The sequence below is a fragment of the Klebsiella sp. C283 genome (assembly GCF_048822555.1).
In the GTDB taxonomy this organism is placed as follows: domain Bacteria; phylum Pseudomonadota; class Gammaproteobacteria; order Enterobacterales; family Enterobacteriaceae; genus Klebsiella; species Klebsiella quasipneumoniae.
The window spans coordinates 321,863-337,199 of record NZ_JBMEZS010000006.1; the positions used below are offsets into that span (position 1 = coordinate 321,863).

At 58.3% G+C, this 15,337-nt stretch carries 12 protein-coding genes; 3 read left to right on the forward strand and 9 right to left on the reverse strand.

Annotated features, from left to right (window positions below):
• Positions 1 to 5: 5 nt before the first annotated feature.
• The 4 genes from feoB to greB form a co-directional block, all read right to left on the reverse strand.
• Positions 6 to 2,324, reverse strand: coding sequence for a Fe(2+) transporter permease subunit FeoB (gene feoB / locus ACOI7Z_RS14230; RefSeq protein WP_032454235.1), 2,319 nt, complete (start codon positions 2,322 to 2,324; stop codon positions 6 to 8).
• 28 nt (positions 2,325 to 2,352) lie between these two features.
• A complete protein-coding gene (gene feoA / locus ACOI7Z_RS14235; RefSeq protein WP_002920506.1) occupies positions 2,353 to 2,580 on the reverse strand; it encodes a ferrous iron transporter A in 228 nt (75 codons plus the stop codon).
• A gap of 418 nt (positions 2,581 to 2,998) precedes the next feature.
• Positions 2,999 to 5,329: a Tex family protein gene (locus tag ACOI7Z_RS14240; protein ID WP_048335460.1), complete on the reverse strand. Its 2,331-nt coding sequence runs from the start codon at positions 5,327 to 5,329 to the stop codon at positions 2,999 to 3,001.
• 100 nt (positions 5,330 to 5,429) lie between these two features.
• A complete protein-coding gene (greB, locus tag ACOI7Z_RS14245) occupies positions 5,430 to 5,903 on the reverse strand; it encodes a transcription elongation factor GreB (RefSeq protein ID WP_002920503.1) in 474 nt (157 codons plus the stop codon).
• Between the two features lie 227 nt (positions 5,904 to 6,130).
• On the opposite strand from greB, the gene ompR reads away from it, so the two are divergent.
• Entirely contained in the window at positions 6,131 to 6,850 is a 720-nt protein-coding gene (gene ompR, locus ACOI7Z_RS14250; protein WP_001157751.1) for a two-component system response regulator OmpR, read from the forward strand.
• The gene (gene envZ, locus ACOI7Z_RS14255; protein ID WP_023291203.1) at positions 6,847 to 8,202 is read left to right on the forward strand and encodes a two-component system sensor histidine kinase EnvZ; all 1,356 of its coding nucleotides are present in this window, start codon (positions 6,847 to 6,849) and stop codon (positions 8,200 to 8,202) included. The genes ompR and envZ overlap by 4 nt, the downstream gene beginning before the upstream one ends.
• A gap of 77 nt (positions 8,203 to 8,279) precedes the next feature.
• Here envZ and pckA read toward each other — a convergent pair whose 3' ends face one another.
• The 5 genes from pckA to ACOI7Z_RS14280 form a co-directional block, all read right to left on the reverse strand.
• Positions 8,280 to 9,902, reverse strand: a complete 1,623-nt coding sequence (gene pckA / locus ACOI7Z_RS14260) for a phosphoenolpyruvate carboxykinase (ATP) (RefSeq protein WP_087848952.1) — start codon at positions 9,900 to 9,902, stop codon at positions 8,280 to 8,282.
• A gap of 359 nt (positions 9,903 to 10,261) precedes the next feature.
• Positions 10,262 to 11,146, reverse strand: a complete 885-nt coding sequence (gene hslO, locus ACOI7Z_RS14265; RefSeq protein ID WP_017899960.1) for an Hsp33 family molecular chaperone HslO — start codon at positions 11,144 to 11,146, stop codon at positions 10,262 to 10,264.
• Positions 11,147 to 11,164: 18 nt separating this feature from the next.
• The gene (gene hslR / locus ACOI7Z_RS14270) at positions 11,165 to 11,566 is read right to left on the reverse strand and encodes a ribosome-associated heat shock protein Hsp15 (protein WP_065883138.1); all 402 of its coding nucleotides are present in this window, start codon (positions 11,564 to 11,566) and stop codon (positions 11,165 to 11,167) included.
• Positions 11,563 to 12,246: a GMP/IMP nucleotidase gene (gene yrfG / locus ACOI7Z_RS14275; protein WP_087848953.1), complete on the reverse strand. Its 684-nt coding sequence runs from the start codon at positions 12,244 to 12,246 to the stop codon at positions 11,563 to 11,565. Before yrfG ends, hslR begins: the two co-directional genes overlap by 4 nt.
• A gap of 60 nt (positions 12,247 to 12,306) precedes the next feature.
• Complete coding sequence (locus ACOI7Z_RS14280) at positions 12,307 to 14,436, reverse strand: intracellular growth attenuator family protein (RefSeq protein WP_420702314.1); 2,130 nt, start codon at positions 14,434 to 14,436, stop codon at positions 12,307 to 12,309.
• A 320-nt stretch (positions 14,437 to 14,756) separates the two neighbouring features.
• Between ACOI7Z_RS14280 and nudE the strand changes: the two genes are divergently transcribed.
• Entirely contained in the window at positions 14,757 to 15,317 is a 561-nt protein-coding gene (gene nudE, locus ACOI7Z_RS14285; RefSeq protein WP_004202164.1) for an ADP compounds hydrolase NudE, read from the forward strand.
• Positions 15,318 to 15,337: the final 20 nt, after the last annotated feature.

Here is a 15,337-nt window from a genome sequence, read left to right on the forward strand (position 1 = left end):
CCTCCTTAGTGGCAATCGCCAGCCGGGCTGGAACAGCAGGAGGCCGGCGTTTTCCGGGTGGCCAGCAGCGAGACGTCAACCCGGCTGCGCGCCCGACGCAGCAGACCGAAGAGCACCACGTTGAACAATATCACCGCCAGGATACACACCAGGCTGTAGCGCGGATGGTCGCTAAAGCTGACGGTCTGGTAGTAGAGCGTCGAGAGCGAATAGGCGATATTCAGTCCCCACAGAATGGAGAAGGTCATCCAGCCGCGGCTCGATTCGCGGGCGATGGCCCCCATCACCGAGATGCAGGGGATATAGAGAAGAACGAAGATCAGGTAGCTGTAAGCCGCCGCGGCGCTGCCAAATTTACTGCCCATCACGCCCATCGCGCCGGTGGCCATTTCGCCATCGCCTTTGCTGGCTTCGATGGGGTTGGCCAGGACGCTGAGGCTGAAGGTGTCTTTCAGTCCCTGCCATGTTTCGTCGACGGCGGCCAGCAGTTCCTCGCCGAGGCTGAAGGTCTGCGGATTGAACTCCTCGTTCTGGATATCTTCGGCGGTATAGAGGGTGTTCAGCGTACCGACCACCACCTCCTTCGCCATTGCGCCGGTAAACAGGCCCACGGTGGCCTGCCAGTTATCTTCATGCACGCCGATCGGCTTAAACAGCGGAGTGATGACCCGGCTCACCGAGGCCAGCGCGGAGTCGTTGATGTTGTCGACGACCTTACCGCTCAGCGAGAAGCTGTTCAGCGCGCTGAGGAAGATGCTGACAATGACGATCACCTTCCCGGCGCGCAGCACAAAGCCTTTCAGGCGCTGCCAGGTCTGGATAATCAGGCTCTTAATATGCGGGACGTGGTACACCGGCAGCTCCATCACGAACGGCGAGGCTTCGCCGCGCATAATGGTGTGCTTCAGCATCAGGCCGGTGAGAATGGCCATCACAATGCCCAGCACGTAGAGCGAGAAGACCGCCAGCGCGCCGTTCTGACCAAAGAAGGCGGCCGCGAAGACGGCGAAGATCGCCAGCCGCGCGCCGCAGGACATAAACGGCGCCATCATAATGGTCATCAGACGTTCGCGCGGGGCGTCGAGGGTGCGGGCGCCCATCACCGACGGCACGTTGCAGCCGAAACCGACAATCAACGGGACAAAGGATTTCCCCGGCAGGCCGAGAGCTTGCATCAGGCGGTCCATGACAAAGGCGGCGCGCGCCATGTAGCCGGAGTCCTCGAGGAAGGAGAGGAACAGATACATCATGCCGATCTGCGGCACCAGCGGCAGTACGGTGTTGATACCGCCGCCGATCCCCTGGGCGAGGAAGACGGTCAGCCAGTCCGGGAAGTGCAGGGTGTAACCCAGCCATTGAATACCGTGAATAAAGACCGCGACCGAGCCGGCGTCGAAAATCGGCTGCAGCGCGCCGCCGATGTTGATGGCCAGCAGGAACATCAGGTACATAACAAAGAGAAAAATCGGCAACCCGAGGAAGCGGTTGAGGATCACTTTGTCCATCGCCGCGGTGAAACGGCTCGGCTCGGCGGTCAGGGTGTTGCTGACGGCGTCGCAAATGGCGGCGATGGTCTGATAGCGCGCGTCAGCGATATGCAGGGCCGGGTCGTCGATCTCGTCGCTGAGATTCGCCAGGGCGATATCCAGTTTATCGGCGGCGTCGCCGGCATAGGCCCGGCTGTAGATGTCGCCCTCCAGCATCTGCAGACCGAGCCAGCGCCGCTGCCGGGCCGGGATCTGCGCTGACATCTGCTGCGCCAGCAGGTCGGCTTCGCGCAGCAGCGGCTGTGGATAGTGGACCAGCTCGATATCGCTGTTCGCCTGATGACGGTCGAGGGCAATCTTCAGCGCTTCGATCCCGCGTCCGCGGGTCGAAACCAGCGGAATGACCGGGCAGCCGAGGCGTGCGGCGAGGGCATCGATATCGATACGCACCTGCTGCTTTTCGGCAATATCCAGCATGTTCAGCGCCACGACGCAGGGGATCCCCAGCTCGAGCAGCTGCAGCGTCAAATAGAGGTTTCGCTCGAGGTTGGAGGCGTCGACCACGTTAATCAGCATGTCGGCGTCGCCGCTGAGGATGTAGTGGCAGGCGATCTGCTCGTCCAGCGAGGTTTGCGAAGAGATGGTGGTCAGAGAGTAGGTTCCCGGGAGGTCGACCAGCGTGACCTGGTGGTCAGTGGTGGCGAACACGCCCTCTTTACGCTCAACGGTGACCCCGGCCCAGTTGCCCACGCGCTGGCGGGCGCCGGTCAGCTGATTAAACAGGGTAGTCTTGCCGGAATTAGGATTACCAATTAAACCAACGGTTAATTTTTTCATATTTCAAACTCTTGTGCCGGGTCAGCCGTTATTGTGCAACCGCTTCCAGTTCGATTAAGGCGAGATCTTTTTTGCGTAATACCAGACTGACGCGTCGGGTTTCAATATGAACAGGATCGCCGAGCGGCGCCACGCGCACCACATGAAAAGAGGATCCGGGCAGCATGCCGAGGGAGAGCAATTTCTGACGGTATGCTGGGCTAATATCGCGGGAAAATCCGGTAATTTTCCACGCACTATCAGGTGTGAATTGCATAGGGCCTACTTGTCTATCGCTAACCGAAGAAGAATTTTCCGGACGCCTGGAGGCAGTTGCGCCGGGGACCGTAGCCAACGAAAAAGAAAAAACATTCTGCAAGCGATGATAATGAGAATGGTTTTTATCATCAATACATATGATGCGCTTTATGCCATTTTTAAAGTGAAATTCACCTTTTTATTGATATGCCGCAAAGTCCGCCTGTGATCGAAAATATGCGAAATATTATTTCGTCGCTCTAATGTTTAATTAAGGTTTCTTAAGTTAACGAAATGAAAATATTAATTTCGCTATCTGCCCGGCGCGGAATAAATGCAGGTTATCAGAAATAACTGAGAGCCATTTGCGCGAAAAGGCGGCTATAGGTCAGTGACAATGAAAAGGAAAACTGCCCCTGAAAAGGGGCAGGGAGGGATTAGCGTTTTTTACCCATCGCCGCGGCGAGGGCATCCATCATCGCGCTGTTGCCGGCAGGCTGCGCGTCGCGACCGCGGGGTTTGGCGGCTTTCGCGGCCGGGCGATTGCCCTGCGGGCGATCCTGACCGCCGCCGCGGCGGGCGTTGCTGTCGCCCGGCTGCTCGTCGAGACGCATGGTCAGGGCGATACGCTTACGCGGCAGATCGACTTCCATGACCTTGACCTTCACGATGTCGCCCGCTTTCACCACCGTATGCGGGTCTTCAACGAACTTGTTCGAAAGGGAAGAGATATGCACCAGGCCGTCCTGGTGAACGCCGATATCAACAAACGCGCCGAAGTTGGTGACGTTGGTCACCGCGCCTTCGAGGATCATCCCCGGCAGCAGGTCGTTCATAGTCTCCACGCCGTCGGCGAACTGGGCGGTTTTGAACTCAGGACGCGGATCGCGGCCCGGTTTTTCCAGCTCTTTGATAATGTCGGAAACCGTCGGCACGCCAAATTTATCATCGGTGAAATCGACGGCTTTCAGGTTCCGTAGCTCGCTGCTGTTGCCCATCAGATCTTTCAGCGCCTGCTGAGTGGCGGCCAGAATGCGCTCGACCACCGGATAGGCTTCCGGGTGAACAGTGGAGGCGTCCAGCGGGTTGTCGCCGTGGTTGATACGCAGGAAGCCGGCGCACTGTTCAAAGGCTTTCGGCCCCAGACGGCTGACCTTCAGCAGCTGCTGGCGGTTCTGGAACTGGCCGTTCTCGTCGCGCCAGGCGACGATGTTCTGCGCCATCATGCGGGTCAGGCCGGCAACGCGGGTCAGCAGCGGCACGGAGGCGGTGTTCAGGTCAACGCCGACGGCGTTCACGCAGTCTTCCACCACCGCGTCCAGCTTGCGCGCCAGCTGGGTCTGGCTGACATCGTGCTGATACTGACCGACGCCGATGGATTTCGGGTCGATTTTCACCAGCTCGGCCAGAGGATCCTGCAGACGGCGGGCGATGGAGACCGCGCCGCGCAGCGACACGTCGAGGTCCGGGAACTCCTGCGCCGCCAGCTCGGAGGCGGAGTAAACGGAAGCCCCGGCTTCGCTGACGATCACCTTCTGGGCGGTGACCTTCGGGAACTGCTTCTGCACGTCGAGGAAGAAACGCTCGGTTTCACGCGAGGCGGTACCGTTGCCGATGGCCACCAGCTCAACGTTGTACTTCTCACACAGCGCGGCGACGGCGACGGCCGCTTTGGCGGCCTGGCCGGTGTGGGGGTAAATGGTGTCCGTCGCCACCAGTTTGCCGGTACCGTCAACCACGGCTACTTTCACCCCGGTGCGCAGGCCCGGATCAAGGCCCATGGTGGCGCGCAGCCCGGCGGGCGCGGCCATCAGCAGGTCGTGCAGGTTGCGGGCGAAGACGTTAATGGCTTCGTCTTCGGCGCGCTCGCGCACGGTGCCCATCAGCTCGGTTTCGAGGTGCATCAGGACTTTGATCCGCCAGGTCCAGCTGACGACGCCTTTACGCCAGCTGTCCGCCGGGGCGTTGTTCAGGCGCAGGCCCAGGTGGTCGATAATAATCTGCTCGCCGTGGCTCTCTTTCGGCGGCTCGTCAAACTGCGGGTCGGCGTTTAAAGAGAGCTGCAGGACGCCTTCATTGCGGCCGCGGAACATCGCCAGCGCGCGATGCGACGGCACGGCGGCGATCGGTTCGTGGTGATCGAAGTAGTCGCGGAATTTGGCGCCTTCCTCTTCTTTGCCGCTGACGACGGTGGAGACCAGGTGGGCGTTTTTCCACAGATAGTCACGGACCTTCGCCAGCAGCGCGGCGTCTTCGGCAAAACGCTCCATCAGAATATAGCGCGCGCCATCCAGCGCCGCTTTGCTGTCGGCCACGCCTTTATCGGCGTCAATATATTTTGCGGCTTCCGTTTCCGGATCGTGGGACGGTTCGTTCCACAGCAGGTCAGCCAGCGGCTCCAGCCCGGCTTCGATGGCGATCTGTCCGCGGGTACGGCGCTTCGGCTTGTACGGCAGGTAGAGGTCTTCCAGTTCGGTTTTGCTGAGCGTGGTATTGATGGCTTTTTCCAGCGCGTCGGTCAGTTTGCCCTGTTCAGCGATGGATTTGAGGATCGCCTGACGACGGTCTTCGAGTTCGCGCAGGTAGCCGAGGCGGGTTTCCAGATTACGCAGCTGCGTGTCATCCAGACCGCCGGTGACTTCTTTACGATATCGTGCAATAAACGGCACGGTGTTCCCTTCATCAAGCAGGCGAACGGCAGCTTCTACCTGTTCGGCTCTGGCCTGAAGTTCACCCGCAATAATGCGGCAGAGCGAATCATTCATCATGGCTTTTAATTCATCTTTAGGGTCAAAAAACAGGGACTAGTTATACGGACTGGCGGCTGAAAATGCCAGCCGCGCCCGGCGTCTCTCGGAAAGTTCTTGTCTATTTTACGTATTCGATCTCGTTGACATACCAGCTGGCTTCCCCCGCCGGCGTGTTAACGATGGCCAGATCGCCGACCTCTTTTTTTAACAGCGCGCGCGCCATCGGCGAGTCGATGGAGATATAGTCTTTGCGGCCAAAAATTTCATCGTAACCGACGATGCGAAAGCGCTTGATATCGCCTTCATCGTTTTCAATTTCTACCCAGGCGCCGAAGAAGACTTTGCCCTCCTGCTGCGGGGAGTAATCGACGATCTTTAACTGTTCCAGACATTTGGTCAGATAGCGGACCCGGCGATCGATCTCGCGCAGGCGCTTTTTGTTGTACTGGTAATCCGCGTTCTCGCTGCGGTCGCCAAGGCTGGCGGCCCAGGTCACCTTTTTGGTCACTTCCGGGCGCTCCTGGCGCCACAGGTAGTCCATCTCCTGCTTCAGTTTTTCATATCCCTCGCGGGTGATCAGCGGCGTTTTCATCGTGAGTTCAACCTTCTGACAGTCTGTCGTTGCGCACAATTTGCAGCGCGCAATAATACCGACAGGATAAATACTGTGTCTTATGATTAAATGTATACTTAACCTGCTGTTAAATATGCTTTGTAACAATTTAGCCTGGAATGTATACCAGATTTAGCTGGTGAGCGCGCCGGGCTTTTTTGAGAATACGCACTGACTATTGCAGTGAACCTTTGGGAGTACAAACAATGCAAGAGAATTATAAGATTCTGGTTGTGGATGACGACATGCGCCTGCGTGCGCTGCTCGAACGTTATCTGACCGAGCAGGGCTTCCAGGTTCGTAGCGTGGCGAACGCCGAACAGATGGATCGTCTGTTAACCCGCGAATCCTTCCACCTGATGGTGCTGGATCTGATGCTGCCCGGGGAAGATGGTCTCTCGATTTGCCGCCGTCTGCGCAGCCAGAGCAACCCGATGCCGATCATTATGGTGACGGCGAAAGGCGAAGAGGTCGATCGGATCGTGGGCCTGGAGATCGGGGCTGACGACTATATTCCGAAGCCGTTCAACCCGCGCGAACTGCTGGCCCGCATCCGGGCGGTGCTGCGCCGTCAGGCGAACGAGCTGCCGGGCGCGCCGTCGCAGGAAGAGGCGGTTATCGCCTTTGGTAAATTCAAACTGAACCTGGGCACCCGCGAAATGTTCCGTGAAGACGAGCCGATGCCGTTGACCAGCGGCGAGTTCGCGGTCCTGAAGGCGCTGGTGAGCCATCCTCGTGAGCCGCTGTCGCGCGATAAGTTAATGAACCTCGCTCGCGGCCGCGAATACTCTGCGATGGAGCGTTCCATCGACGTACAGATCTCCCGCCTGCGCCGCATGGTGGAAGAGGACCCGGCGCATCCGCGCTATATCCAGACCGTCTGGGGTCTGGGCTACGTCTTCGTCCCGGACGGTTCTAAGGCATGAAACGCGTGCGCTTTTCGCCGCGCAGCTCCTTTGCTCGCACGCTGCTCCTGATCGTCACCTTGCTGTTCGTCAGCCTGGTGACGACCTATCTGGTGGTACTGAATTTCGCGATCCTGCCGAGCCTCCAGCAGTTTAATAAAGTATTGGCCTACGAAGTGCGTATGCTGATGACCGATAAGCTGCAGCTGGAGGATGGCACCCAACTGGTGGTGCCCCCGGCGTTTCGTCGTGAAATTTATCGCGAGCTGGGGATTTCGCTCTATTCCAATGAAGCGGCGGAAGACGCAGGCCTGCGCTGGGCGCAGCATTATGAATTCTTGAGCCAGCAGATGGCTCATCAGCTTGGCGGCCCCACTGAGGTGCGGGTGGAGGTCAATAAAAGCTCCCCTGTGGTGTGGCTGAAGACCTGGCTGTCGCCCAATATCTGGGTGCGGGTGCCGCTGACCGAGATCCATCAGGGCGACTTCTCGCCGCTGTTCCGCTATACCCTGGCGATCATGCTGCTGGCGATAGGCGGCGCCTGGCTGTTTATCCGTATTCAGAACCGCCCGCTGGTGGATCTGGAGCATGCGGCGCTGCAGGTCGGGCGCGGCATCATCCCGCCGCCGCTGCGCGAGTACGGCGCCTCTGAGGTGCGATCGGTGACCCGCGCCTTCAACCACATGGCCGCGGGCGTGAAGCAGCTGGCCGACGACCGTACGCTGCTGATGGCCGGGGTCAGCCATGATTTACGTACTCCGCTGACCCGCATTCGTCTGGCCACTGAGATGATGGGCGAGCAGGACGGCTATCTCGCGGAGTCGATCAACAAAGATATCGAAGAGTGCAACGCCATTATCGAGCAGTTTATCGACTACCTGCGCACCGGGCAGGAGATGCCGCTGGAGCTGGCGGATCTGAATGCGGTGCTGGGGGAAGTGATCGCTGCGGAGAGCGGCTATGAGCGGGAGATCGCCACCGCCCTGCAGGCCGGCGAAATTCCGGTACGCATGCATCCTCTGTCTATCAAGCGCGCGCTGGCGAATATGGTGGTCAACGCGGCCCGCTATGGCAATGGCTGGATCAAGGTCAGCAGCGGCAGCGAAGCGAGCCGGGCCTGGTTCCAGGTTGAAGATGACGGACCGGGGATTAAACCTGAGCAGCGGGAGCACCTGTTTCAGCCGTTTGTGCGCGGCGACAGCGCCCGCAGCACCAGCGGAACCGGGCTGGGGTTGGCGATTGTTCAGCGTATTATCGACAATCACAACGGCCGGCTGGAGATTGGCTCCAGCGAACGCGGCGGGTTACTGATCCGCGCCTGGCTGCCGGTGCACCGGGTGCTGACGCCGATGAAACCGGCCAAAGAGAGCTGATCGCGCCCGCGGTTGGCTGGTCAAAACGTTGCGCAATAAAAAGCCGGGCAAGCCCGGCTTTTTCATCTCTGCGTCCGTTAGCGCTGCGGCCCTGCCGCCACCAGCGCGGCGCCCGCTGGCGTATCGGTATACTTCTCAAAGTTCTCAATAAACAGCTTCGCCAGCTGGTCGGCTTTTTCCTGCCACTGCTCCGGGGAACCATAGGTGCTGCGCGGATCGAGGATCTTGGTATCCACGCCCGGGAGCGCCGTCGGGATCTGCAGATTAAACATCGGCAGGGTAAAGGTCTCCGCGTTGTCCAGCGAGCCATTGAGGATGGCGTCGATGATGGCGCGGGTATCTTTAATCGAGATTCGCTTGCCGGTGCCGTTCCAGCCGGTATTGACCAGATAAGCCTGCGCGCCAGCCGCCTGCATACGTTTGACCAGCACTTCGGCGTACTGCGTCGGGTGCAGCGACAGGAAGGCGGCGCCGAAGCAGGCGGAGAAGGTTGGCGTGGGTTCGGTCACGCCGCGCTCGGTGCCGGCCAGTTTGGCGGTAAACCCGGACAGGAAATGGTACTGCGTCTGATCGGCGGTCAGGCGGGAGACCGGCGGCAGTACGCCGAACGCATCGGCCGTCAGGAAGATCACTTTGGTGGCGTGACCCGCTTTGGAGACCGGTTTGACGATATTATCGATATGGTCGATGGGGTAGGAGACGCGGGTGTTTTCGGTTTTTGAACCGTCATCGAAATCGATTGTGCCGTCGGCGCGCACCACCACGTTTTCCAGCAGGGCGTTGCGGCGGATGGCGTGATAGATATCCGGCTCGGCCGCTTCAGAGAGCTTGATGGTCTTGGCGTAGCAGCCCCCTTCGAAGTTAAACACCCCATCGTCATCCCAGCCATGTTCGTCATCGCCAATCAGGCGGCGTTTCGGATCGGTGGAAAGGGTGGTTTTGCCGGTGCCTGAGAGGCCGAAGAAAATGGCGACATCGCCTTTCTCGCCGACGTTGGCAGAACAGTGCATGGAGGCGATGCCCTTCAGCGGCAGCAGGTAGTTCATGATCGAGAACATCCCTTTCTTCATTTCGCCGCCGTACCAGGTGCCGCCGATCAGCTGAATGCGCTCGGTGAGGTTGAAAGCGATGAAGTTTTCCGAGTTCAGGCCCTGCTCTTTCCACTGCGGGTTGGTGCACTTCGCGCCGTTCATCACGATGAAGTCGGGCGCGAATTCCGCCAGCTCTTCGTCGCTCGGGCGAATGAACATGTTCTTCACGAAGTGCGCCTGCCAGGCCACTTCGGTAATGAAACGTACGCTGAGACGGGTATCGGCGTTAGCGCCGCAGAAGGCGTCGACGATAAACAGGCGTTTACCGGACAGCTGCTGTGTCACCAGCCCTTTCAGATGCTGCCAGGTTTCCTGCGAAAGCGGCTTGTTGTCGTTTTTACCCTTGCCTTTATCAGACCACCAGACGGTATCGCGGGTGGTGTCGTCGCGCACGAGGTACTTATCTTTCGGAGAACGACCGGTAAAAATGCCCGTGTCGACGGCGATAGCACCCAGACTGGTTAATACGCCACGTTCGTAGCCTTCCAGGTTGGGGTCGAGCTCTTCCTGAAACAACATGTCGTAGCTGGGGTTGTGGACGATATCCTGAACGTCATTGATACCATAAGCCTTGAGATCCTGCGGGGTTAAACCATGATTAACGCGCATGTCACTGCTCCTTAGCCAAGATGTACTGCTGTAAATTGTAGGGTTTATTACCGGGTATTGACCGCGACCAGGCTCATAGATTTACGTATCTCGACATTCCGCAGAATGACGAAAAAAACGGTGACTCCTGTCACGAAGTGAAGTGGATTATCTCAGGAAATGGCCGGATGGTGGGGTTAGATGTTTCTCAATGGTTAAAAAGTAATTAAAAAAACTGCTGAAATGTGAATGTAATCGCTTTCCTGGAATAAAATTACGTAACACTTTCAGCGAGAATCGATTCAACTCGTGAATAAATAAAAGTCAGGCACCGGGCGACAAACCACATCGCCGCCCGGTGCCTGAAGAAGAAGTGAGGTTTAATGGACCTGCGGGTCGGCCGGAGAGGCGTTGTTACGGATCTCGGCGATGTCCATGGCGTTGAAGATATAGTGGTTACCGCAGTAGTCGCAGTGCATATCAATCTCGCCTTCATCGGCAAGGATGCTATCTATCTCTTCGTCCGGCAGCGTCTTCAGCGCGCCGGCGCAGCGTTCGCGGGAGCAGGTGCACTTGAACTCCACGCTTTGCGGATCGTAGACCGTGACTTCTTCTTCATGGTACAGACGCCACAGCACATCGTTCGCCGGCAGGGTGAACAGCTCTTCCGCCTTGATGGTCTCGGTGAGCGTCGCCAGGTGCTCAAAGTCGGCAGTCTGGGCATCCTGGGCCGGCATCACCTGCAGCAGCATCCCGCCCGCCATCGGCTGGCCTTCATGTTCGCCGGTGCGGATGATAAGGCGCGTCGGCAGCTGCTCTGAACGCTGGAAGTAATCTTCCAGGCAGGCAGCCAGCGTATCGCCTTCCAGACCGACCACGCCCTGATAGCGCTCACCCTCTTCCGGGGAGATGGTAATGACCAGATAACCGTTGCCGACCATCGCTTTCAGATCCGCATCGTCCGCAATCTCGCCCTGCACGCGCGCGACGCCGCGCAGCTGCTGCTGGTTATTGCCGTTGATCACCGCCAGCTGTAAAGGCCCATCGCCCTGCAGCTGCACGGTAATGTCGCCGGCAAACTTCAGGGTCGCAGTCAGCAGACTGGTGGCGACCAGCAGCTCCGCCAGCACCGTTTTCACCGGCTGGGGATAAGTGTGATTCGCCAGAATCTGTTCCAGGGTTTCCGACACCGTCACCAGCTCGCCGCGCACGGCATAGTTTTCAAACAGATAACGATGTAATTGATCGTGTTGAGTCATAATCATCTCTCTTTCTGGCGCGAGTTACTCACTCTCGCCGTGTTTAAATCTCATCAGGTCGCGGCGCTCTTTCTTGTCCGGACGTCTGTCAGGGTGCGGCATGGTCAGGGCGTTCATTTTGCGCGCCAGGGCCATTTTTTCACGCTTCTCGATACTCTCCGCCGTCTCTTCATACAGGGTGACGGCTTCGCTTGCCGGGCGGCGCTGCTCGGTGATACCGACGATGCGCACCGTCCGCTCGTCGTTGCCCTGACGCAGCGTCAGCATGGCGTCCAGTTCGACGATTTTCCCTGGTTTGCTGCGTTGTCCGTTGTAATGCACCTTGCCGCCTTCAATCATCTCCCGCGCCAGCGCGCGGGTCTTGTAAAAGCGGGCGGCCCAAAGCCATTTATCCAGTCTGACGGTTGCGGCAGGCTTCTCTTTCATCGCCTCTCCTTCGGGGTAAGCGAAGGGATCAGTCGTCGGTAATCATTCAGCCCCGGATGGCGCAGATACTGCTTTTCCGCCAGCCCGGAGTCGGGATTGGTAATGCCCAGGCAGTAGCGAATGCCAAACTCCCTCGCGGCATCCAAAATCGCCTCGCTGTCGTCGACAAACAGCGTTTTATGCGCCTCAAGGCCGGTTTCCTCCGCCACGGCGCGCCACAGACGCTGATCCTCTTTCGGATAACCAAATGTGTGGGTGGAAAGTAATAAATCAAGGTGCGCATCCAGGCCGGTGTGTTTGAGTTTCACCGCCAGATTGTGGGGATGGGCATTGGTCAACAGAATACGTCGCTTACCGCTGGCCTTGAGCGCATCAAGGAACGGCACGGTATCCTCACGCAGCGCGGCGCGCGGACCCTGTTCGCTGGTCATCGCACAAATATCCAAACCCAGGCGCTCGCTCCAGTAATCCAGACAGTACCAGTTTAGCGTATGCTGCACGGCATGATACTCCTGGTGCATGGCCTCTTTCGCCTGTTGCAGATTGAGGCCGCGGGCGGCCCCCCAGGTTTCCGGCACCAGCGTTTGCCAGAAATAGTTATCGAAAGCGAGATCCAGGAGCGTGCCGTCCATATCCAGCAGAACGGTATCGACCTCCTGCCAGGCGATATCAAAATGCATGATGACTCTCCAGCGAGCGGGAAATGAGCGACAGGGTATCACACCCTGCCGCCGGGGAAATTAATCTTGCGGGTCAGACGAGGGGAGCAGCACCGGGTTCAGGCAGCTTTCGTAATATTTCTGAATCTCTTCCATACGCTGGCGATGGCGTTGATAACGACGCAGCGCCTGCACGCCGTGGTAAGCCATGCATCCCACCATCGACAGCAGCAGCAGGGTGATGCCCAGATAGCGCCACAGGCCGCTGCGGTCGGGAATGCGGTGCAGGTTGATATGCTGGGTGCCGTTGGCGTCAGTAAACAGATTGGTGACGATCCCTTCGGCATGGAAGGGGGTATGCATCAGCATACCGGCCAGCTGCCGCAGTTCGCCCCACTGCTCATGCGCCGGGTAATCATACAGGCTTACCGCCGGCCACGGCTGATTGACCAGCACGCTGCCCTCGTCGCTGGCGATAAGGAAGCCGCCCGGGGCCGGGCTGTTGAGCGCCTGCGCCGCTCGCGAGGTTTCACGCATTACAAAGGGGGCGGTTGAGGTGGTCACCAGATTCTCCAGCGACTCGGCGCTGACTGGCCGCAGGAGCACGTTCACGCCATCCAGTTTCCCGGCGGACGCGCGCTTGGTTAACGTCTCCCAGTTACGGGTATTGCCGAGATTAACCAGCGCGTTCTTCAGGCGCAGGCAATCATCGGCAGCCGAACAGAGATCGTTAGTTTTCTGAACGATATCGCCGAAATCATCCAGCAGCACCATGCCAGATTTTTGAATGGCGGAGCGCAGCGCCGGGCTGACGCGGGAGTCGTCGTCGGTTTCCGGGTGCAGCTGACGCTGGACGGACTCCATCAGGGCGGTCGCTTTGCTGACAATGTCAGACTCCGGCAGCGGCAGAGGAGGGGCATCGTTCCACACAATCTGCGAACAATCGAAAGGCAGGAACGGCGAATCCTCTTTGGCCGTCCAACTGCCCGGCGTGCGGATGTTGCACATCCCGGTACCGGTCAGGCGCAGCGTATCGCCAATGCGCACATGGGCCTTTTCCAGCTGGCTGACGGTCGTGGCTTCAATCGTCTGCGCCCCCTTCAGCCACGACAGGGTGAACTTAAACGGCATATTCAGCGGTACGCTGGCCCATAGCATGATCACCACCACCAGGGCGCCGGCGGCGATAATCGCGCTGCGCAGCCAGTACTGCAGCGGGAAATTTTTCACTTCATCATGCAGCGACAAGTAGCGTCCCTGACGGGCCACATGGCGGTTGAGATAGATATCAATATCGGTCTGCTGTCCGAGGTCCTGGGCGATCCAGGGCTGCCAGTGGCGCGGATAGATGAGATCGATAATGCCCAGCGAGATATTATTGATATGTTCCTGATCGTTTTCGCCGAACAGCCCCCAGCGCTTCGGGACGCCGCGCAGGCAGTGGATTTCGCGCAGCGCGGCGCGGCGCGGCGGGGCATAGATCCCCCACAGGCCGGCGGCGAGCAGCAGCAAACCGGCGGCTACCAGCCACGGGGTAAAGACGGCTGGCCCAATCAGGCTGAAATAAAAGACCAGGAAAGAGGCGACGATCAGGATCGCTTCCCGCAGACCGTCCGGGCGATTCAGGGCGTGCTCTTCCGGGCTTTCCCGCCGGATCTGCCGCAGCTCTACCTGTTCGCTCTCTTCGCCGCGAATCGAGGCCTGGGTGGCCGAGGCGCGTTCCAGAGCGTAGCTTTGCGCTTCCTGACGATAGTCGCTCAGGGTATGACCGTTAAGGGTGATAACCAGCGGCAGGCTGTCGGTGGGGATCAGCTCAACGCTGTTTTCATCGTTGATATGCTGTTCCCAGAACGGCGGCAGATGTACCTCCACCGAATCGAGAAAATAGCGCCATTTATTCGGCGCGTCGGTGGTGATCCCGTAGCGGGTGATGGCTCGCGTCAACCCATAGACGGTATCGCTCTGTTCGTTTAGCGCCAGAGCGACGGGCGCGCTGGTGGCGCCGGACGCGGGCACCTGCTGGGCGCGGCTCAGTTCGGCAAGATACTTTTCGATGGCCTGGCGCTCATCGGCAGGGAGCGGCCGCGTGGTGGCATCGCTAAAGGCGTGCAGTAGGGGGAGCCGGCGGCGTCTGGCGTGCGTGCGATACCACCATCCAATGAGCAATACGCAGATTAGCAGAGCTGTAAGGAATATCAGTAAGGTGCCCATGCCCATCCCATCATAGTTATATTTTTCTTACGAAATCGTCGGTGAACGTGAAGACTAACGTCAAGCTGCAGTGTTAGCGGCGCACCTGCTTGCAGGGTAGTGAATATGTCATGCAGCAGTGTATAAGCTTACCAAAAACGTTAAAGCGCAGAAATCGGTAAATTCTCAAACAGAATTCAAGCTATTGACTTTTTTATCTTTATTACTTTCACCTTTGCAGGGAAAAGGTTACAACTCTGTAAATAAGTGGCGATTTGGATTGCCGAAAGCGTGTTGCGTATCGCACAATGACTGCTTAATCACAGCATAGACCGATGACAATGAGCAAATCATTACAAAAACCCACCATTCTCAATGTTGAAACTGTCGCCCGTTCGCGCCTCTTTAATGTCGAAAGCGTCGATCTGGAATTCAGCAACGGTGTGCGTCGTGTTTATGAACGTATGCGGCCTTCCACCCGCGAAGCGGTAATGATTGTGCCGATTGTGGATGATCATATTATTTTGATTCGCGAGTATGCCGTCGGGACGGAATCCTACGAGCTGGGCTTCTCCAAAGGGCTGATTGATCCGGGTGAAACCGTGGATGAAGCGGCCAATCGCGAGCTGAAAGAAGAGGTTGGCTTCGGCGCCAATAAGCTGACGTTCCTGAAGAAGCTCAGTATGGCTCCCTCTTACTTCTCCAGCAAAATGAATATCCTGGTGGCGGAAGATCTCTATCCGGAGTCGCTGCCGGGCGATGAGCCCGAGCCGCTGCCGCAGGTGCGCTGGCCGCTGGCGCAGCTGATGTCGCTGCTGGATGAAGAAGATTTTAACGAGGCCCGCAACGTCAGCGCGCTGTTTTTAGTACGGGAATGGCTGCAGGCCCAGGGGAGACTCTGAACGAGCGTTCACGCTAAGCA